Source organism: Psychrobacter immobilis (genome assembly GCF_904846235.1).
GTDB lineage: Bacteria > Pseudomonadota > Gammaproteobacteria > Pseudomonadales > Moraxellaceae > Psychrobacter > Psychrobacter immobilis_C.
Genome location: NZ_CAJGZN010000011.1, coordinates 33,234 through 51,318, shown reverse-complemented (window position 1 = coordinate 51,318; position 18,085 = coordinate 33,234). Strand labels below are relative to the sequence as shown.

Annotated in this window: 17 protein-coding genes; 8 read left to right on the top strand and 9 right to left on the bottom strand. The window is 42.8% G+C overall.

Annotated elements, in window-relative coordinates; all coding sequences use genetic code 11:
* The first annotated feature begins 9 nt into the window (after positions 1-9).
* Together leuA and JMX07_RS08780 are read left to right on the top strand one after the other, a co-directional pair.
* Positions 10-1,794: a 2-isopropylmalate synthase gene (gene leuA, locus JMX07_RS08785; RefSeq protein WP_057759686.1), complete on the top strand. Its 1,785-nt coding sequence runs from the start codon at positions 10-12 to the stop codon at positions 1,792-1,794.
* 217 nt (positions 1,795-2,011) lie between these two features.
* Positions 2,012-2,647 (top strand): hypothetical protein, encoded by a 636-nt coding sequence (locus tag JMX07_RS08780; protein ID WP_201607466.1) that lies wholly within the window; start codon positions 2,012-2,014, stop codon positions 2,645-2,647.
* A gap of 144 nt (positions 2,648-2,791) precedes the next feature.
* On the opposite strand, the gene accC is transcribed toward JMX07_RS08780, so the two are convergent.
* The 4 genes from accC to JMX07_RS08760 form a co-directional block, all read right to left on the bottom strand.
* Complete coding sequence (gene accC / locus JMX07_RS08775) at positions 2,792-4,153, bottom strand: acetyl-CoA carboxylase biotin carboxylase subunit (RefSeq protein WP_057759692.1); 1,362 nt, start codon at positions 4,151-4,153, stop codon at positions 2,792-2,794.
* Positions 4,154-4,278: 125 nt separating this feature from the next.
* The gene (gene accB, locus JMX07_RS08770) at positions 4,279-4,710 is read right to left on the bottom strand and encodes an acetyl-CoA carboxylase biotin carboxyl carrier protein (RefSeq protein ID WP_102092842.1); all 432 of its coding nucleotides are present in this window, start codon (positions 4,708-4,710) and stop codon (positions 4,279-4,281) included.
* A 240-nt stretch (positions 4,711-4,950) separates the two neighbouring features.
* Positions 4,951-6,318 (bottom strand): MATE family efflux transporter, encoded by a 1,368-nt coding sequence (locus JMX07_RS08765; RefSeq protein ID WP_179797481.1) that lies wholly within the window; start codon positions 6,316-6,318, stop codon positions 4,951-4,953.
* A gap of 376 nt (positions 6,319-6,694) precedes the next feature.
* Positions 6,695-7,183 carry an EVE domain-containing protein gene (locus tag JMX07_RS08760; protein WP_201607465.1) on the bottom strand — a complete coding sequence of 163 codons (489 nt, stop codon included), beginning with the start codon at positions 7,181-7,183 and terminating at the stop codon, positions 6,695-6,697.
* Between the two features lie 316 nt (positions 7,184-7,499).
* Between JMX07_RS08760 and hemW the strand changes: the two genes are divergently transcribed.
* The gene (gene hemW / locus JMX07_RS08755; protein ID WP_201607536.1) at positions 7,500-8,810 is read left to right on the top strand and encodes a radical SAM family heme chaperone HemW; all 1,311 of its coding nucleotides are present in this window, start codon (positions 7,500-7,502) and stop codon (positions 8,808-8,810) included.
* Positions 8,811-8,911: 101 nt separating this feature from the next.
* On the opposite strand, the gene JMX07_RS08750 is transcribed toward hemW, so the two are convergent.
* Entirely contained in the window at positions 8,912-9,052 is a 141-nt protein-coding gene (locus tag JMX07_RS08750; protein WP_101204419.1) for an entericidin A/B family lipoprotein, read from the bottom strand.
* A gap of 257 nt (positions 9,053-9,309) precedes the next feature.
* Between JMX07_RS08750 and JMX07_RS08745 the strand changes: the two genes are divergently transcribed.
* On the top strand, positions 9,310-9,870 hold the full coding sequence (locus tag JMX07_RS08745) for a tRNA (cytidine(34)-2'-O)-methyltransferase (protein ID WP_201607463.1): 561 nt from the start codon (positions 9,310-9,312) through the stop codon (positions 9,868-9,870).
* Positions 9,871-10,005: 135 nt separating this feature from the next.
* Here the strand turns inward: JMX07_RS08745 and JMX07_RS08740 are convergent, their stop codons facing one another.
* From JMX07_RS08740 to tusD, 4 genes are all read right to left on the bottom strand, one after another.
* Positions 10,006-10,350, bottom strand: coding sequence for a TusE/DsrC/DsvC family sulfur relay protein (locus tag JMX07_RS08740; protein ID WP_201607528.1), 345 nt, complete (start codon positions 10,348-10,350; stop codon positions 10,006-10,008).
* Positions 10,351-10,358: 8 nt separating this feature from the next.
* Positions 10,359-10,688: a hypothetical protein gene (locus tag JMX07_RS08735; RefSeq protein ID WP_201607461.1), complete on the bottom strand. Its 330-nt coding sequence runs from the start codon at positions 10,686-10,688 to the stop codon at positions 10,359-10,361.
* 54 nt (positions 10,689-10,742) lie between these two features.
* A complete protein-coding gene (locus JMX07_RS08730; RefSeq protein ID WP_201607459.1) occupies positions 10,743-11,066 on the bottom strand; it encodes a hypothetical protein in 324 nt (107 codons plus the stop codon).
* Between the two features lie 67 nt (positions 11,067-11,133).
* Positions 11,134-11,595, bottom strand: a complete 462-nt coding sequence (gene tusD, locus JMX07_RS08725; RefSeq protein WP_201607457.1) for a sulfurtransferase complex subunit TusD — start codon at positions 11,593-11,595, stop codon at positions 11,134-11,136.
* 408 nt (positions 11,596-12,003) lie between these two features.
* Between tusD and glnE the strand changes: the two genes are divergently transcribed.
* The 4 genes from glnE to JMX07_RS08705 all read left to right on the top strand — a co-directional run bounded on the left by glnE (position 12,004) and on the right by JMX07_RS08705 (position 18,080).
* Positions 12,004-14,868, top strand: coding sequence for a bifunctional [glutamate--ammonia ligase]-adenylyl-L-tyrosine phosphorylase/[glutamate--ammonia-ligase] adenylyltransferase (gene glnE / locus JMX07_RS08720; RefSeq protein WP_201607455.1), 2,865 nt, complete (start codon positions 12,004-12,006; stop codon positions 14,866-14,868).
* 363 nt (positions 14,869-15,231) lie between these two features.
* Positions 15,232-16,161 carry a branched-chain amino acid transaminase gene (locus JMX07_RS08715; RefSeq protein ID WP_201607454.1) on the top strand — a complete coding sequence of 310 codons (930 nt, stop codon included), beginning with the start codon at positions 15,232-15,234 and terminating at the stop codon, positions 16,159-16,161.
* A gap of 106 nt (positions 16,162-16,267) precedes the next feature.
* Complete coding sequence (locus tag JMX07_RS08710; protein ID WP_101204427.1) at positions 16,268-17,104, top strand: glycosyl transferase; 837 nt, start codon at positions 16,268-16,270, stop codon at positions 17,102-17,104.
* Between the two features lie 103 nt (positions 17,105-17,207).
* Positions 17,208-18,080, top strand: coding sequence for a glycosyltransferase (locus JMX07_RS08705; protein WP_101204428.1), 873 nt, complete (start codon positions 17,208-17,210; stop codon positions 18,078-18,080).
* The last annotated feature ends 5 nt before the right edge of the window (positions 18,081-18,085 follow it).

Below are 18,085 nucleotides of genomic sequence, written 5' to 3'. Positions count from 1 at the left end.
GGATTGATTATGTCTGACCAAGCCACGCACACTGCAGCCACAGGGACTGCAAAGATCACACCAAAAAGTGCCGCTTTTGACTTCCGTAAATACCGTCCATTTGCATTTGCGCCATCGCTGCCAGATCGTACTTGGCCAAGCAAGACAATTGAGAAGTCACCGATATGGGCAAGTGTGGATCTGCGTGACGGTAACCAAGCACTGATTGATCCGATGACCATTGAACAAAAAATGCGCTTCTTTAAGACCCTAGTAGATGTTGGTTTTAAAGAGATTGAGATTGGTTTTCCGTCAGCGGCGCAGGTAGAGTTTGACTTTGCGCGTAAGCTTATCGAAGAAAACCACGTACCTGAAGATGTAACGCTACAAGTATTGGTACAAGCGCGCGAGCATTTGATTGCCCGTACTTTCGAATCATTGAAAGGTGCTAAACGTGCGGTTGTCCATGTCTATAACTCAACCAGCCGTGTACAACGTGAAAAAGTCTATGGCAAAGATAAAGCTGAAATCAAAGAGATTGCTATTGCAGGTGCCAAGCTATTACAAGAATATGCAGCAAAGTACCCTGAGACAGATTGGGTATTTCAGTACTCGCCCGAGAGCTTTAGCCAGACAGAGACTGAATATGCCGTAGAGGTTTGCGATGCAGTGTGTGAGGTGTGGCAACCACAGCAGGGTCAGGAAGTTATTTTTAACTTGCCAGCTACTGTTGAAGCTTCTATGCCTAATGTCTTTGCTGATCAAGTAGAATATTTCTGCCGCAATCTAGCGCAGCGTGAGCATGTGATTGTGAGCTTGCATACCCATAATGACCGTGGCTGTGCGGTAGCAGCAGCTGAATTGGGCGTGCTTGCAGGTGCCGATCGTATCGAAGGCACATTGCTTGGTAACGGTGAGCGTACAGGCAACATGGATATCATGGTCATGGCCATGAACTTATTTAGCCAAGGTATCGATCCTGAGCTTGATTTTAGCAACATGAGTGAAATCGTACAGGTGGTGAGCGAATGCAATAATTTACCATTGCACCCTCGTCATCCTTATGTAGGCGAGTTGGTCTTCACGGCATTTAGTGGCTCACATCAAGATGCTATCAAAAAATCTCTCGACTACAATGAAAGCAATCAGAGCGAAACAGACAACGTCTGGGACGTGGCTTATCTACCTATCGATCCTGCGCATATTGGCCGTAGCTATCAAGATGTGGTACGTATCAATAGCCAATCGGGTAAAGGCGGCGTCGCATATATCTTACAACGTAACTACGGTTTCAACTTACCACGTTGGATGCAGATTGACTTTAGCCGTGTGGTACAAAAGCAAGCTGAAGCGGCGGCACGCGAGCTGCAGAATGATGAAATCTTGCAGACCTTTGAAGATACTTACTTGCAGCAGGGTAAGTTTGAGCTGCTAGACTATAGCGTCAACAATAAAGGCGGTGCGGTTTACTTTAGTGGTCAGGTGCAGATGAATAGCGATACCATCGATATTGATGGTACGGGTAACGGCCCATTGTCATCGTTTATTGATGGACTTGCGCAGCATACGGGCAAATCACTACATATTATTAACTATGCAGAGCATGCGATTAACCCGCATCATAACAGTGGTAATGGTATCGATGATGATACCAATAGTGATAACAAAACCAATGCCAATGCTGCCGCTTATATACAGCTTAATGTCGACGGCGAGGTATACTCAGGCATCGGTACTTGTAGCAGTACAGTATCAGCCATGCTAAAAGGGGCGTTATCAGCCTTTGCTCAAGCGCTAAATACAGAAGCTGCTTAGTGTTAAGTAGTCATTAATATCACGCAGAATTCTGTATGCTAATAACGCCATCGCTTCTTGTCTCTAGCAAGTAAAGCGATGGCGTTATTTTTTGCTATAAATACCTATGACATTCCGACTACAGGTTTATGAGCAATAGCATAATGTTACTTGTGTTTTTGGTGTCTAAGACTTACGCTAATGTATATATTAAAATATTATAAATAAAAGGTTAATTATGGAACCTATCTCATTTGCTTCATTCACGCTGGCCTCTATTTTGGCCTCAATACCTGCGAATGGTGAGGCTATTACCAAGCCGACCATTACCACTCATATTAGTCCAGCCATTGCCGGACAGTGGGAAATAGACTTGAACAGCAGCGCTCATTCTACTCATGCTATGATGACCAAGGAAGCGGAAGCTAATCAGTCGGCGTCAGATAGTGCGCAACAGCCTAGCAGTATAGAGCCTAAGGTAACGGCAGGCATGGACGGCGGCGTACTGACTCAAAGTGAAGAGCGGGTTCTAAACATTACACCAACTACTAGCAAAAACTTACTTGCGTCAGTTGGTCAGTCTAACCAGTGCCGTGAGCTATATAACTTTAGTGCGGATAATGAGATGTGGTCTGTCAGCGGCAAAGAGTGGACATACGGCCGCTATCTAGTCACCCACCGTGAAGAAGGTCTGCCAGTTATTGCGATTAAGACCGTTTATGATAATAATGAAGTAGATTGCTCAGGCAATCAGATCGACCAGACTGATGAAGCGTTGATTGCATTTATCAATCATGATGGCAACCAGATGCAATGGTGCGCTGACCCTGATGGTAACGAATGCTTTATGAACTTCAATAGAGTGTTACCATAATTAGAGATGCTCATTGTACTTTACTTATAATTGACAGCTTAGTGATGACATAAAAAAACCGCTATATTAATAGCGGCTTTTTTATGTGCTGTTTTAATTAAAGTTGCGACTAAACTTAGAGAACTCTATAAGTAGTATTTCAGCTTACGAGTCTTTTTTAGCTTTATTCGCGGTCAGCAGCTCTCTTTCGAGATAGTGAATATTTTGCGCTTCACGAGTAAAGTTATCATCCGCCAAAATCACATCACGATGTAAAGGAATATTGGTTTTGATACCTTCGATAATCAGCTCATCAAGGGCATGTACTGTCTTAGCAATGGCTTGCTGACGAGTTTGACCGTGACAGATAAGCTTACCAATCAATGAATCGTAATAGGTCGGTATCTCATAGCCAGGGTATAGATGAGAGTCAAAGCGAATGCCAGAACCACTTGGCGTGAACAATTGACTGATAGTGCCTGGGCAAGGCACAAAGGTCGCTGCATCTTCAGCATTGATACGACATTCGATCGCATGACCTTGGATCTCAATCTCGCTTTGACGATAAGATAGGCCATAACCGGCAGCAATTTTGAGCTGTTCAACCACAACATCGATACCAGTAATCATCTCAGTTACTGGATGCTCAACCTGTACACGAGTGTTCATTTCAATAAAGAAAAACTCGTTATTTTCAAACAAAAATTCAAACGTACCAGCACCGCGATACTTAACAAGCTCACACGCTTTTACGCAAGCTTTTAAGATTGGCTCACGTACATCATCTGGGATATCTGGGGCAGGTGCTTCTTCTAGGACTTTTTGATGGCGACGCTGTAATGAGCAATCACGGTCATATAGATGGATAGCATTACCATTACCATCACCCAACACCTGTACTTCTACGTGGCGCGGGTTTTGTAGATAGCGCTCCATATAGACAGTGTCATCACCGAACCAGAGCTCAGCTTCTTGTTTGGCGGCTTGTACCTGACCAATTAGTTCGTCAAAGCGTTCAACCACACGCATACCGCGTCCACCGCCGCCAGAAGCCGCTTTAATCAATAGTGGAAAACCGATATTGCGGGCTTGCTCTTCAGCATTATGCAGGGTCACAGCGCCAACTGAACCAGGTACGGTTGGTACGCCCGCTTTTTTCATAGCATTGATGGCAGAAACTTTGTTGCCCATAAGGCGAATATGATCAGCATTAGGACCAACGAAGGTCAATCCTGCTTCTTCTACTTGTTCAGCAAATTCAGCATTCTCAGACAAAAAGCCATAACCGGGATGGATAGCATCTGCACCAGTGATTTCAGCAGCGGTCAAGATGGTATTGATATCAAGGTAGCTTTGGTTAGCATTAGGCTTGCCAATACAAATTGCCTCATCAACAAAGCGCAAGTGCATCAAGTTGGCATCAGCAGTAGAGTAGACACCTACCGTTTCGATACCTAGCGCTTTACAGGCGCGGACGATGCGCAGGGCAATTTCACCTCTGTTGGCAATGAGCAATTTTTTTATCATGGGTTCATCCTTGTCGAAGCGTCAGTCATTGACTGAGTTTCGATACATAGCATCATGTTGTTTAGCATTGACGCGGTATATATACCAAAAGTCAGCCATAATGAAATAAAGTATGGCAAATATCGTTACGCCTTATAGCGTATGACAGGTTGACCGAACTGTACGACTTCAGAGTTATCTACCAAGATTTCGTCAACAATACCACTTTGAGTCGCTTCAAGCGGGTTCATAATTTTCATAGCTTCGATGATACCTAAGGTATCACCTGCCTGAACCTTTTGACCGACTTTTACAAATGGTGGGTCATTAGGGCTTGGTGCTGAATAGAAAACACCAACCATTGGTGAAGACTCAACGCTACCCGCTTTTTCTGCAGGTTTGCCTTCGACAGCGGCAGCAGGAGCAGCGCTCGCAGCTGGGGCAGCCATCATAGTTGGCGCAGGCGCGTCATAGTGACGAGTTAAGCTAATATGCTCGTCGTCAGAACTGATTTCTAAATTAACCAGTTCACTTTCTTCCATAAGGGCGATGAGGGTGCGTATTTTTTCAATATCCATAGTTTTTATCTGGCCTTGTACTAAATTCGAGAAATAGTGTAACTAAATATTGTCTAATTAATTGCTAATGATACCTAGATTCAGGGCAATGAGCAATCAATGTACAGTTGTTAACTGAGAATTTTTACATATTTTGACGTAAGCCATCTTTTTAGCAAGAAAATATCTACGATTTTTCATAGTCTGTATGATCAAATGACGCTAATAATGATTATAAAATTCAATCCATAAGCAATTGGCTTAACCCCATAGCACAGTTAAGCGTTTTTGCTGATAGCGTAGACGCAAAGTAAGTAAAATAGATGATAAGAACAAACCTGTAATTAACGCCATCCAAAATCCTTGTGCGCCAACGTCAGTGAAACGCACTAGATAGACGCCAAGTGGTAGGGCAACTAACCAATAGCAAAACAGTGTTACCCACATCGGTATGGTGGTATCTTGCATACCGCGTAATATACCAGCGACATTAACCTGCCAGCCATCAAATAACTGATAGGCGAGTGCAAAGATAAGCAAATGCATAGACTGGGCTCTAACCTCTGGGTTATCAGTGAATGCTGCTGCCAGTTCTGGTCTGAATAACCATATCCCCAGCATGCAGGTCAAAGCGATCAATACGGTCCATACCAGTCCAGTAGCTTGCACTTGGCGCAGTGCTAATAGGTTTTTTTGACCAAATCGATTGGAGACCATGATAGTGAGCGCCATGGCGACCGATATCGGTATCATAAATAGCTGTGAGGTCACTGACAGCGCCACTTGATGCGATGCTGTTGCCAGCTCTCCTAATGGACTGATAACGAGTGCACCTAAGCTAAATAAACTGGCTTCAAAGAAGATAGAGATGCCAATAGGAATACCAAGTTTTAACAGCTTTTTTATCTGTGTACGATTGGGACTAGAAAAGCCATAAAAAAATCGCGTACTTACAAATTCACGACGTTTTGTGAAGCTAGTATAGGCCGCAAGCAATAGGACATTTATCCATAACACCAATGCTGTCGCCACCCCGCAGCCTGCACCGCCCATTTCTGGCATGCCAAATAACCCATGAATAAAAATATAGTTCAAGGGAATATCTGCGAGCAGGCCAATGATACTGATAACAGTGACAGGCTCGGGACGACCCAGTGCCTCGCAATAACTGCGTAGAACGGCATATACAGCGAGCGCTGGGAAACCAAATGAGACACCATGTAAATATTGCGTCGCTATCGGCTGAATGTTTTCTGGGACACCCATAATGCCAAGAACATTGGGAGCCAAATTGACAATGATAAAACCGATAATGCCAATAACACCTGCGGTCCATAGAGACTGCTGCGTGATATGCGGTACTTGGCCGTGCTGGTCTTGACCAATTGCTTCACCAATTAGAGGCGTGGTTGCGATAAGCACACCTGTGGCCAATAAAAACAGCGGTAGCCAAATACCAGACCCAACGGCTACCGCCGCCAAATCAAGCGCCGATACTTGACCTGCCATGATGGCATCGACCACGCCAAGTGCGGCTTGGCAAAACTGAGTAATCAAAATAGGGAGGGCGAGTACGCCTAAACGTAAGCTGTAGCTTTTAAAATCTTTGAAAGACAATGGAAAAACCATGGTAAGCAACTTTTTATTCTTTGCGGTAATTGTTATTAAGGTAGTTATTATTAATAAACAAACACTGCTATCAATCGATTAAGGTTGACGCAGCAAGGAGAGTGTAGTGCCGACGATAATACTCCGATAAATAATATGAGCAAGCTTATAATGTTGCATAAGTAGATAGACAGAGTATGAAAATAAAAGTAAAGACACTAAAATAAAAATAACCCGTCGATCCAAGTAATGGATTGACAGGTCATATACATAGTAAGATGGTAAAGAAGCCACACTATGATGTCAACGCTTTAGCGCCGCTATGTAGGTATTAATCTTAGGTTTTTTGTACTCTATTTCATAGCCAATAGCCAATAGCCAATAGCCAATAGCCAACTCAATGAGTTTGCTCCGGCAACAACTCAAGTGTCTCTGCCATATCCATAATCGCTTGCCAATGTTTGGGCTCTAATGGAATCACTGTTAATTGCTGACAGCCTTTCCTTAGTAATAAAGAATCTTCCAAAGATGGCAAAAATTTTAGCTCTGATAATGGTAATACCTCTGTAAAAGCTTGCTCAAAGGTGAGATCGACCATATACCAGCGAGGTGCATCTTCAGTCGCAATAGGATCATAATGACGATGCTCAGGGTGAAATTGAGTAGGATCAGGATACCCTGCTGTAGTAACTGTCATAATACCAGCGACTCCAGACGGCTTGGCGCTAGAGTGATAAAAGAATACCTTGTCACCAACTTTCATATCATCACGCATAAAATTACGTGCACGATAGTTGCGAACGCCATCCCATCCGTCGGTGTCCAAACGCTGCAAATCTTCAATACCAAAAAATTTAGGGTTGGATTTCATTAACCAATATGCCATATATCTGTCCTTTTATTTTTTATTTATTCTTCAATTCGTTCTTAAAATTATTAGGGTTAGTTTCTATTGACTCACCCTCAAACATGTTTTAAACAGTTTCTGTTTTTAGTAGAGGCTTTTTTTAACGGACCCTCTATATACTGCCCATAAGTTGCGATGGTGAATAGGGCGTTTCTACGTGTTTTTGTTAATAGTTTTATGAGAGATAGGCTTTTCTTTATCTCATCTAGTCGCTATCCTAGCGTTACTTTCAAGACCGATCATTATTGATCACTACAAAATAAGTTTATTTATGCCCAAAGTAAATACAGACAGCATGCCAAATGACCTGAATACGTTAATCCTTACTGAACCAACGACGGATACTATCGCGGTAGACGTGACCGACATTCCATTGTCTCTTTACATTCACATTCCGTGGTGTGTGAAGAAGTGTCCTTATTGCGATTTTAATTCGCATGAGCTACCGATGGACAGCGAACTATCCATGTATGAAGATTATGTCGATGCGTTACTGTTAGATGCCGCGATGCAGCAACCTTTAACTCAGGGCCGAAAAATTGGTTCGATATTTATCGGTGGTGGTACGCCGTCTTTGCTACCCATTTCTCAGTATCAGCGATTGTTTACTGGGTTACGTACATGTTTTGAATTTGCAGAAGACATCGAAGTCACGATGGAGGCCAATCCGGGCACGCTTGAGCATGCGCCATTCGCGCAGTATTTAGAAGTTGGTATCAATCGTCTGTCTATCGGTGTACAAAGCTTTGCCGCTGATAAGCTTAAAGTACTTGGGCGTATCCACGATCCTGTGCAAGCGTTATCAGCAATTCGAGCTGCCAAAGCGGCTGGGTTTGTACGGGTCAACGTCGACCTGATGCACGGTCTACCGCAGCAAACCATGAATGAAGCGCTAGAAGATATCCAAATGGCGCATGATGCTGGCGCAACGCATATCTCTTGGTATCAACTGACTATTGAGCCAAATACCGTGTTTTACCGTAGCCAGCCTATTTTACCCGATGAAGACAATTTGGCAGATATCGAACAAGCAGGGCAATCGTTATTGCAGCAATTAGGCTATAGTAATTATGAGGTGTCGGCATGGACAGGTGCGTCAGATAAACCATGTCGTCATAATATCAACTATTGGCAGTTTGGCGACTATTTAGCAATCGGCGCTGGGGCACATGGTAAAGTAACGATTGGTCGTAACGATAGCAATGGTAGTAACTCGTCAGACGTAAAAGATAAAATGGAAGATGACTTTTTAATAGCGTCAGGTATCTATCGCTTTAGCAAATCACGTTTGCCAAAAGATTATGTAGTAATAAATCCAGATGCCACAGAGAAATCTGACATACGCCAAATCACACCAAAGATGGTTGGCTGGCAAGCGATTGATCAAGAGGAGTTAGTGAGTGAATTTATGCTAAACGCGCTGCGCTTACATGGCGGCGTCGCTTGGTCACTGTTTGAAGAGAGAACTGGATTAACCATTGATAGTATTGCTGAACAAGTAAACAGTCTGGTCAAACAAGGGTTGTTGGTAGATAGTGATACGCAGTTGCAACCGACGGTATTAGGTCAGCGTTATCTCAATCAGATATTACGCGCGTTTTTATAAAATCGTGCTTGAGTAATTGTTTAACAGCAGCGAAGTAAGAACACAAAAAAGACTTATCAAATGAATGATAAGCCTTTTTAAAAATCTAAAAAAAGCAGACCTTAGATTTTATCTTGTACGTCTTGTGCACCGCCAGTTACAGCATTTCCAGCGCTTGACACGTCTTGGCCAAGGCCTTTGAACGTGTTGCAACCAGTTAAAACGAACATAGCAGTTAAAGATGCGATGATTACTTTTTTCATAATAGTATCCCCAAAAATAAGTGAGTGGTTATAAGTAACAACAGTGATGCTGAGCATCGTGCTCAAGCTTCACTGAAGAGGTATTGGATGTGACAGTCATACATAAATGCTATCGCGTTATCCATTACAGACATCATAATGAAAGTTAAAAACGCTGCACAGTATCAAAATGTAATTATTGGCAGTAAACTGTAACTTTCGATTACCTACCGCTCATAAACTTAAATAATAGAGCGCTGAATATTTTTGGAGTAAGAATGACCATCCATATTGTGCTAGTAGCACCAAAAATGCCGAGTAACACTGGCAATATTATTCGACTGTGTGCCAATAGCGGGGCACAGCTACATTTAGTTAGACCATTAGGGTTTGAGCTTGATGACAAAAAACTACGCCGCGCAGGTCTGGATTATCATGAATATGCTCATTTACAGGTGCATGATGATTGGACAGCTGCAAGTCAAGCATTGCAAGCTGCTGACTGCCATGTCGTTACGGCATTGACAACCAAGCTAAGCAAACCGTTTTACGATTATGACTTTGGCAAAAACTCGGACTCTGACGCATCTGATAATTCTGTTATGCCCAATATTGCGCTAGTTTTCGGTTCTGAGACAGCAGGTTTGGCAGATGATATACGCGAAGATATCGGTGCTGATAACTGGCTAAGACTGCCCATGCTAGCTGACTCGCGTAGTTTAAACTTATCGAATAGCGTAGCCATTTGTTTGTACGAAATATGGCGACAGCAAGGATTTACAGGCGATGAGGGTCGTAGTGTCGGTTATGAGACGTTGACAGTCTATGACCCAAAATAGCGTTTCTATAAAGCAATAACTATAGACTTAAAAGTATTTGCGTACTTAATGAGCAGTAAAATATTAGATACTGCTCATGTACATATGATGAGTTTCTAGTGCGACATTGATTGTATTTGATCGCTTATAAAGTACTTATAAACAATTTGGTGGTTTGGGTAGTCCTGCCAAGCGATTGACATGACGCGCAACCAAACCTGTATTAAACAATTGCTGTAGCTTTTGATTGCTAATATCGAGTTCTGGCAAAGTCTTTTGTAGCCATTTGATTAATGGACGGGTTGCTGGCGCGTGATTAAATTTATCAAAAAACGCGCGCACTTGTTGCAAAACTTCTAAATGCTCATCGCTTAGATTGACTTCTAGTGTGTCTGCCAATTGCTGCGCAATCACAGGTGTCCAAATCGTATGGTCACACAGATGGCCGTCTTGATCTAATTCGATATCAGCCGCTGATAATGTAGCATTGTGAATGGTCATGTCGTTACTCATAAGGCAATCGTCACCACTTTGTCAAACTGACTGCTCTGAGTCAATTCGACCCATTCTGCGTCGGTTAAAATAGCAGTCAACTTAGTCTCTAAATTAAGCTTGCCAGTTGTATTTGCCGTGAGCTGTGCGATGTCATCTGCTAATGCGTAAATACCAGCAATATCCTCGATATCGCTATCATTTAAATAAGCATTGAGCCAATCGATAAAAGCAGGAGTGCTGCCAAGCAAGAGGATACTGTCGCCCGTGCGCCAAGTGCGAGACATCTCTTCAGTACTGCGTCTAAGGGTAGCCATCGTGCTATGCAATTGATATAAAGTTGCCATAAAGGTGTCCAATTACGTGCTTTATTATTTTATAAATCTAAGTTATACAGCGTCTTAAAAGGTAAGTATCTGCTCAAAGTCTTGTGAGTTGATGACCTCTGGCACGAGTGTGAGCTGTAATGCCAGATCTGTCGGTAACATACCAGTGACCCAGCCACTAAAGACATCATCAGGTAGCCAAGCTGCGGGCATATCGTAAAGCTCAAGTGATTGAATCATGCCATGTAGCCGCGAGTCAGATTGCATCAATAAGCCAAAGACAGGCGCATCTAAGAACAATTGCACCTCATGACCAAATGTCGCTAAAGTTAGCGCAAGCGCACAACCTTCGTAGCTTGCTGCTTCAGTGGGCGTGTGCAGCTGAATTAATAATCTCATAATCTATTCCTAAAAATATTTACCGCTACCAGTGATGTTAATAGACAAACCATCAAACGACACGCTATCAAAACTGTATCAAACGACTGTCATCTTGCATCATCATCGCAAGCTCACTGAGTCCCACTAAGGTAAACCCTGTCGCAAGATTGGCACCGTCAAGCTGATGGCGTGAGCTATTGTCTACATCACTCACGCCGCGGCTAAGGGCTGTACTGACACAGACAGGCAGGGGTAATTGATACTGCTCAGCCAATGACTGCCATTCTTTGGTCAAGTCTAATTGATCGGCTGACTGCCAACGTAATCGATTGGCTATGTGAGCCGAATCACCATAAAAGAAGACATTGAGCAGGGGTTGTTCAGAGGTAGCATTATCGCTGCTACCTATGCTATTAGTGTCATTGTTATCAATATCATGACTATTCGCTGCGCCCTTCAGATAAGCACGTGCGTAGCGTAACGCTAAGTGTGCCAATGGGTGACTAGGGTCAGCAGTAATCAGTAGTAACGGGGTAGTGGTCGTCATAAGGCGCGGTATCACATATTATAAATAAGAGTTTAGAAATTATGGCCGAGTTGCTATAAATGCTTTGTATAAAGTCATTTGGTCGTTATTATTATAGTGCTTGTGTGCAAATTTGCGTGACAGAAAACAGAATTTATACTGATAATGAGACATGCAGCGGATCATACTGTCACATCAAATATCGTTATGTCATAAAAGAGCGGCGCGTCGTCTCTATCAAAGTTGTTTATGCTAACATAAAGCGCCGCAAACCAAGTAGAGTCACTGTTATTTAACGTGGTTTTATCTCAAGTGTAGGCACATTGAGTATTATTATTTGATGCTGTGACTGCCTCGTAAGAAAAAACAATAAACTTATGAGCTAGGTTCACGTAGTCTTACCATTCTATGTAAGGAGTTTTTGTCACTATGTTACCTGCTATGCCCTCACGTGTGAACAATGGTACAGATTATCAGCCTACCGTAGAACAACTGCAAGTCCTGCAGACAGCGAGCGAATTTGCTTATCAGATTTGGGAGAGTCGGACCGTCTCATGTCAGACGTTTTTGCGTAGCTATCCATTGAATAGTACGCTGACCCGTCAGCAAATCGATGATCTGATACAAGATTATACGCTAGATGAGAACTATCAACTTGCTGATGAAATCAAGGTCATGAGTGGTCTGCGTCACTTGCGCACGCTACTAATGATGCGCTGGATTTGGCAAGACGCCTTGCAAGCGATCAGTCTAGAGCAGCTGACCGATGAGTTGTCTGAATTTGCAGATGGTTGTATCTCTTTTGCTAAGGATTATACCTATCAGCACTTGGTTGCTAAATATGGCGAGCCGACCTTTATCAATGAACAAGGCAATATACAAATCGATGATATGGCAATCATGGCCATGGGTAAACTTGGTGCGCAAGAGCTGAATTTATCAAGTGATATTGACCTAATATTTGTGCATCAAGCACGCGGCGAGACCAATGGCAATAAGGCAAAAGGCACACGTAGCATAGACAACAAACGCTTTATGACCAGATTGGGTCAAGGCATTATTAAACTGCTTGATAACAAGACCGCTGACGGTTTTGTCTTTCGAGTAGATATGCGCTTACGTCCATGGGGTGATGGAAGTGATTTAGCCATTCATCTGTCCGCATTACAAAAATACTTTACGATGCATGGGCGTGCATGGGAGCGTTTTGCTTGGTTAAAAGCGCGCGTAGTCGGACAAATAGACCAGCCATTTTATGAAGAGATACAAGCGCTGATTAAGCCATTTGTCTTTCGTTATTACGTGGACTACAGTGCGTTTTCGGCATTGAGAGAGATGAAATCTCTTATTCAAAACCAAGTTGCACAGCGTGAAGATTTGGACAATATCAAGCTTGGTGCGGGTGGTATTAGAGATATTGAGTTTATCGTACAGGCATTCCAGCTTATCTATGGCGGCCGGCATCCACAGCTGCAAATCAAACCTTGCTTACAAGCGATGCAAGTATTGTGTGAGCTTGGCTATCTGGAGCATTCAACTTATGAGCAGCTACAGGCCGCGTATCGGTTTTTACGTCGGCTTGAGCACGCTATTCAAGCGATTAATGACCAACAGACCCAGCGCTTACCACACGATGAGCAGTGGCAGCATAATCTAGCAGTGACGCTGAATTTTGAAAACTGGCATGCGTTATTAGATCAGCTTAATCTTCATCGCGACAGTGTCAATGTGCCGTTTGAGCGTATGGTCACTGAACGTCAAATACCTGATAATGAAGATACCGATCTAGAACCAGAGCACTTAGATGAGCAAATTGCTCGTTTAAATGAAGTGCTGACAGAAGAAAATCGCAAGTTACTACAGAACTTTTGGCAATCAAAAATGGTGGCTAACTTAAGTGATGAGGCCAGAGAGCGTTTAGACGATGCGTATCCTGTTATTGTCCATGCGTTGTTAGCGCATCAAGAACAGCAGCAACTTGCCAATACTGCTTTACCAAGATTGATCTCACTGCTTGAAGCGATTTGTCGCCGTTCTATCTACTTGGTCATGATTGCTGAAAACCCTAATGCAACGATTGAGCTGATTCCAATGCTATCTGCCAGCCCGTGGATCGCAAAAGAGTTGGCTCAGTATCCTGTATTATTGGATACTTTTCTGCAGCAGCGTTATCGCCATCTGCCAGATAAGCGTGAGCTACGTGATATCTTGCGCCAACAATTACTACGCGTCGAGCCAAACGATGAAGAAGAGCTATTGAGCGTCCTACGCCTGTTCAAAAAGAATCAGGTGTTGGCGGTCGCTGCTAGTGATGTATTGGCTGAGCGTCCGATAATGAAAGTGTCGGATTCATTGACTTATATCGCTGAAGTCGTACTAGAAGCAGCATTAGAGCGCGCTTTTGCAGAGATTGTTAATCGTTATGGGTATCCTATTGGCCAAGATGGCGACCCAGTCACTGAAGCGGACTGCGGCTTTGCGATTATCGGTTATGGCAAGCTTGGTGGTTTAGAGTTGTCGTATTCTTCAGATTTGGACTTGGTATTCCTACACAAGATAAAAGAGCAAGGCATGACCACTGGTGAAAAATCAGTCAGTGGTATGAAGTTTGCCGCGCGTCTTGTACAAAAGCTGATGAATTATCTCAATACTCAAACACGTGATGGCCGTGCCTATGAGATTGATATGCGTCTACGACCTTCAGGAAATGCTGGCATGATGGTGGTGTCTTGTCATGCCTTTGAAACCTATCAAATGGATAAAGCATGGTCATGGGAGCATCAAGCGTTGGTACGTGCTCGTGCAATTTGCGGAGACAGACGAGTCACTGCACGCTTTTGCGATATTCGCCGCGACGTATTATCATTGCCACGGACATTGGATCAAGTACGTAGTGAAGTCACCAGCATGCGTATCAAAATGCAAAAGCATCTAGGCACGAGCCAATGGCAGCAGGAGGCGGGTAAGTTTCATCTTAAACAAGATGCAGGCGGGATTGTAGACATTGAGTTCTTAGCACAATTTGCCGTATTGGCTTACTCACATGAATATCCAAGTTTGACCAAATGGAGCGATAATGTACGAATTTTTGCAGAAGTTGCTTTGCTTGGTATTTGGAATGACCAAGTCTGTCAGGATTTGACCGATGCCTATCTAAGGATTCGTGCTGCCACGCATCAGTTGGCACTATCAGAGCAGTCTTTGCTCGTTGATGAGTCATTGTGGCAGGAGACGCGAGCGTTAGTACAGTCACAATGGCAGCATCTCATGGGTGTGGAGACAGACGACGAGTAATATCTAAACTTGTATGATTCAGGTCTTGCCGATAGTCCAAGAGACGCTTAAACTGTAATGCGTTACGATAAATAGAAGCTATGAATAAAGGCCCTCAACAAAAACTATGGATAGAATTGGTAGCTGGAAACGATATAATTAAAAACCATATAGTGCCAAACCAAAAGATTTCATTTGCCAAGACGGCCAGTGATATAATCGGTCACACATCATCATAATACTGTCAGTCGTTTGTCATAATGAAGCTGTTGTTTAGGCAATAAAAATTGACGCTGCGGTGTTATCATACGATGTTGATCAATACTGTTAAATAAAACCTACCTAAAAAAAGTTAGACGTCAGTGCTAGCATAAGGACAATAAAATGAATATGGCAACACAAGATGGTAAGCTTTGGATGAATGGCACGATGATCGAACAGCCAGATGCTAAAGTTCATGTGCTTACACATAGCTTGCATTACGGTATGGCTGTGTTTGAAGGCGTACGCGCTTACCAAACCGCGGATAATCGTACTGCTATTTTCCGCTTAAAAGAACATACCGAGCGTCTCCTTGGCTCAGCCAAAATCTTCCAAATGGACGTATCTTTTGATGCTGCCACTCTAGAGCAAGCACACAAGGATGTGGTCAAGCAAAACAACTTGGCAGAAGCTTATATTCGTCCGCTCATTTGGGTAGGTGCAGAAAAACTTGGATTGTCTTCACGTGATAACAGCATCAATGCAATGGTTGCTGCTTGGCATTGGGGTGCTTATCTTGGTGAAGAAGGTATCAAAAACGGCATCCGTGTAAAAACGTCATCTTATACACATCACATGCCAAACGTGACTATGTGCAAGGCTAAAGCCTCTAGTAACTACCCTGTGTCTATCATGGCAAACCAAGAAGTGACGCGTAATGGCTATGACGAAGCTATCTTAATGGATCCACAAGGATTTGTATGTCAGGGCGCAGGCGAGAACTTATTTTTGGTAAAAAATGGTGAGCTACATACGCCAGACCTATCAGGTGGTGCATTGGACGGTATTACCCGTCGTACTATCTTGCAGTTCGCGGCTGACCTAGGTATCAATGTTATCGAACGCCGTATCACTCGTGATGAGTTTTATTTGGCTGACGAGATATTTATGACAGGTACTGCTGCTGAAGTGACGCCTATTCGTGAATATGACGATCGCATCATCGGTAATGGTGGCCGCGGTGAGTTGACTGAAAAACTACAAACCCTATACTTTGATGTAGTTCATGGCCGCAACGAGAAATATATGGACTGGTTAAGCTTTATTGATTAATAATGCCGTTACTTTAAAGACCAAAAAGGCTGAACATAATTGTTCAGTCTTTTTTTTATGCTAATATAGCTATCATATTTATTCATACGATTAAAGTGAGCAGTCAATGCCAATAGATTCTAGTACAGCCGATAATAAAAATATCAAACAAATTATTTGTATTAAATGGGGTACAAAGTACGGTGCTGATTACGCCAATAAACTATATGGTATGGTATCTCGTAATATCACTCCGCCATTTCGTTTTGTATGTTTTACGGATGATACGACTGATGTACGTCCAGAAATCGAATGTCAAGAATTGCCACCATTAGATGTCACTATGCCGACGAATACGTTAGGAAAGTGGCCGAAATCCCGTTTGTGGGGTGAAAAGCTCGGTGATTTAACAGGGACAGTATTATTTGTAGATTTGGATGTAATCATCGTCGATAGCCTCGATCCTTTCTTTGAATATGGCGAGCCAGATGATGTTATCTTGTCTTACAACCCGAGTAATCCATTAGAGCGCTTAGGGCAGACTTCTTGTTTTAGATTTCAGATAGGGTCACTTGTTTCACTTCAAGAGAAGTTCAAAGCTGACCCGCAAGGTATCGCTGATGAATATCGTTTTGAGCAGCGTTTTGTCACCCGTAATGCACCAGGTGGTGTAAAACTATTTCCAAAGGCATGGGTCGCACACTTTAGACGTAAATGTCGCCAACCGTTTCCACTTAACTACATCAAAGAACCGAAGATTCCTAAAGGCGCTCGTATTGTTATTTTCCCAGGTGATTTGTATCCTACGCATGCTATTGAAGGTAGATACAATAAAAACGCCGCCGATAATGCCAAAGACCATCTAAAAAGACTTACTGAACCTAAAAACTTGAAACGCCCATTGCGCCATTTGCGTCATTTTATCTTGCCAGTAGGGTGGATTGAGAAGTACTGGAAAGAATAGATTTAACTTTATAGTTATTACCATATTAGCAAACGTTAGTATTGATGCTTTCTATCTTTATATTCGTGAAGATAGAAGCATGCCCCAGTGAATGGATAGAATTATGAAAACAAATGATACCATCAAAGTCTTTGTTGGCTGTGACCCAAATAACTGTGATTTAGAGCAGATGATGGTTCTAGATTATAGTATTCATAAACATACTAGTATGCCAGTGGAAATAGTATGGATGCAGTTATCGCGCGATCCGGATAGCTACTGGTATTCAAATCCCGAGACTGGTAAGGGCTGGGATACTACTAAGTGGTCAACGCCTTTTTCTGGTTTTAGATGGGCGATTCCAGAGTATTGCAATTACTCTGGACGTGCGATCTATATGGACGCTGATGTTGTTATTTTAGACGATCTAGCAAAGCTATGGCAGCATCCTATCAAAGGACAGTCTATAGTAGCCGCTAAAGCAAATGCCGATATGACTCGTCTATGTACCTGTGTTTGGGATTGCGACGCTGCAAAGAATGTGGTTTTGCCTATTGAGAAACTTAAAAAAGATCCCAAAAGTCACAAAGAGATGATGGCTTTGTTTAAGAAAAAACCGCAACTGATTGAGTCTTATCAAGATAGCTATAACTGTATCGACGGTGAAGACTTAGCAATAGAAGAAATCAAAATTTTGCATTATTCGGATATGGGCACGCAGTTCAGTCATAAGTACTCCTTACCTAGAGTGAGTGAGGAAGGGATTGAGCATTGGTTTGATGGCGAAGTATTACCACATCCAAGACAGGATTTGGTCGATCTTTTCGATACCTACTATAATGAAGCGCTTACTGCTGGATATGATTTAGAAAGTTATCGAATTGAGCCATTTGGTAGTTTTCCAAAAAAATCACAACAAGGATATATAGGCAATAAAGTCACGCGTGCTGAGAAGCATAAGAAAAAATCATTTTTCGCAAGATTATTAAAAAATTAATCTCT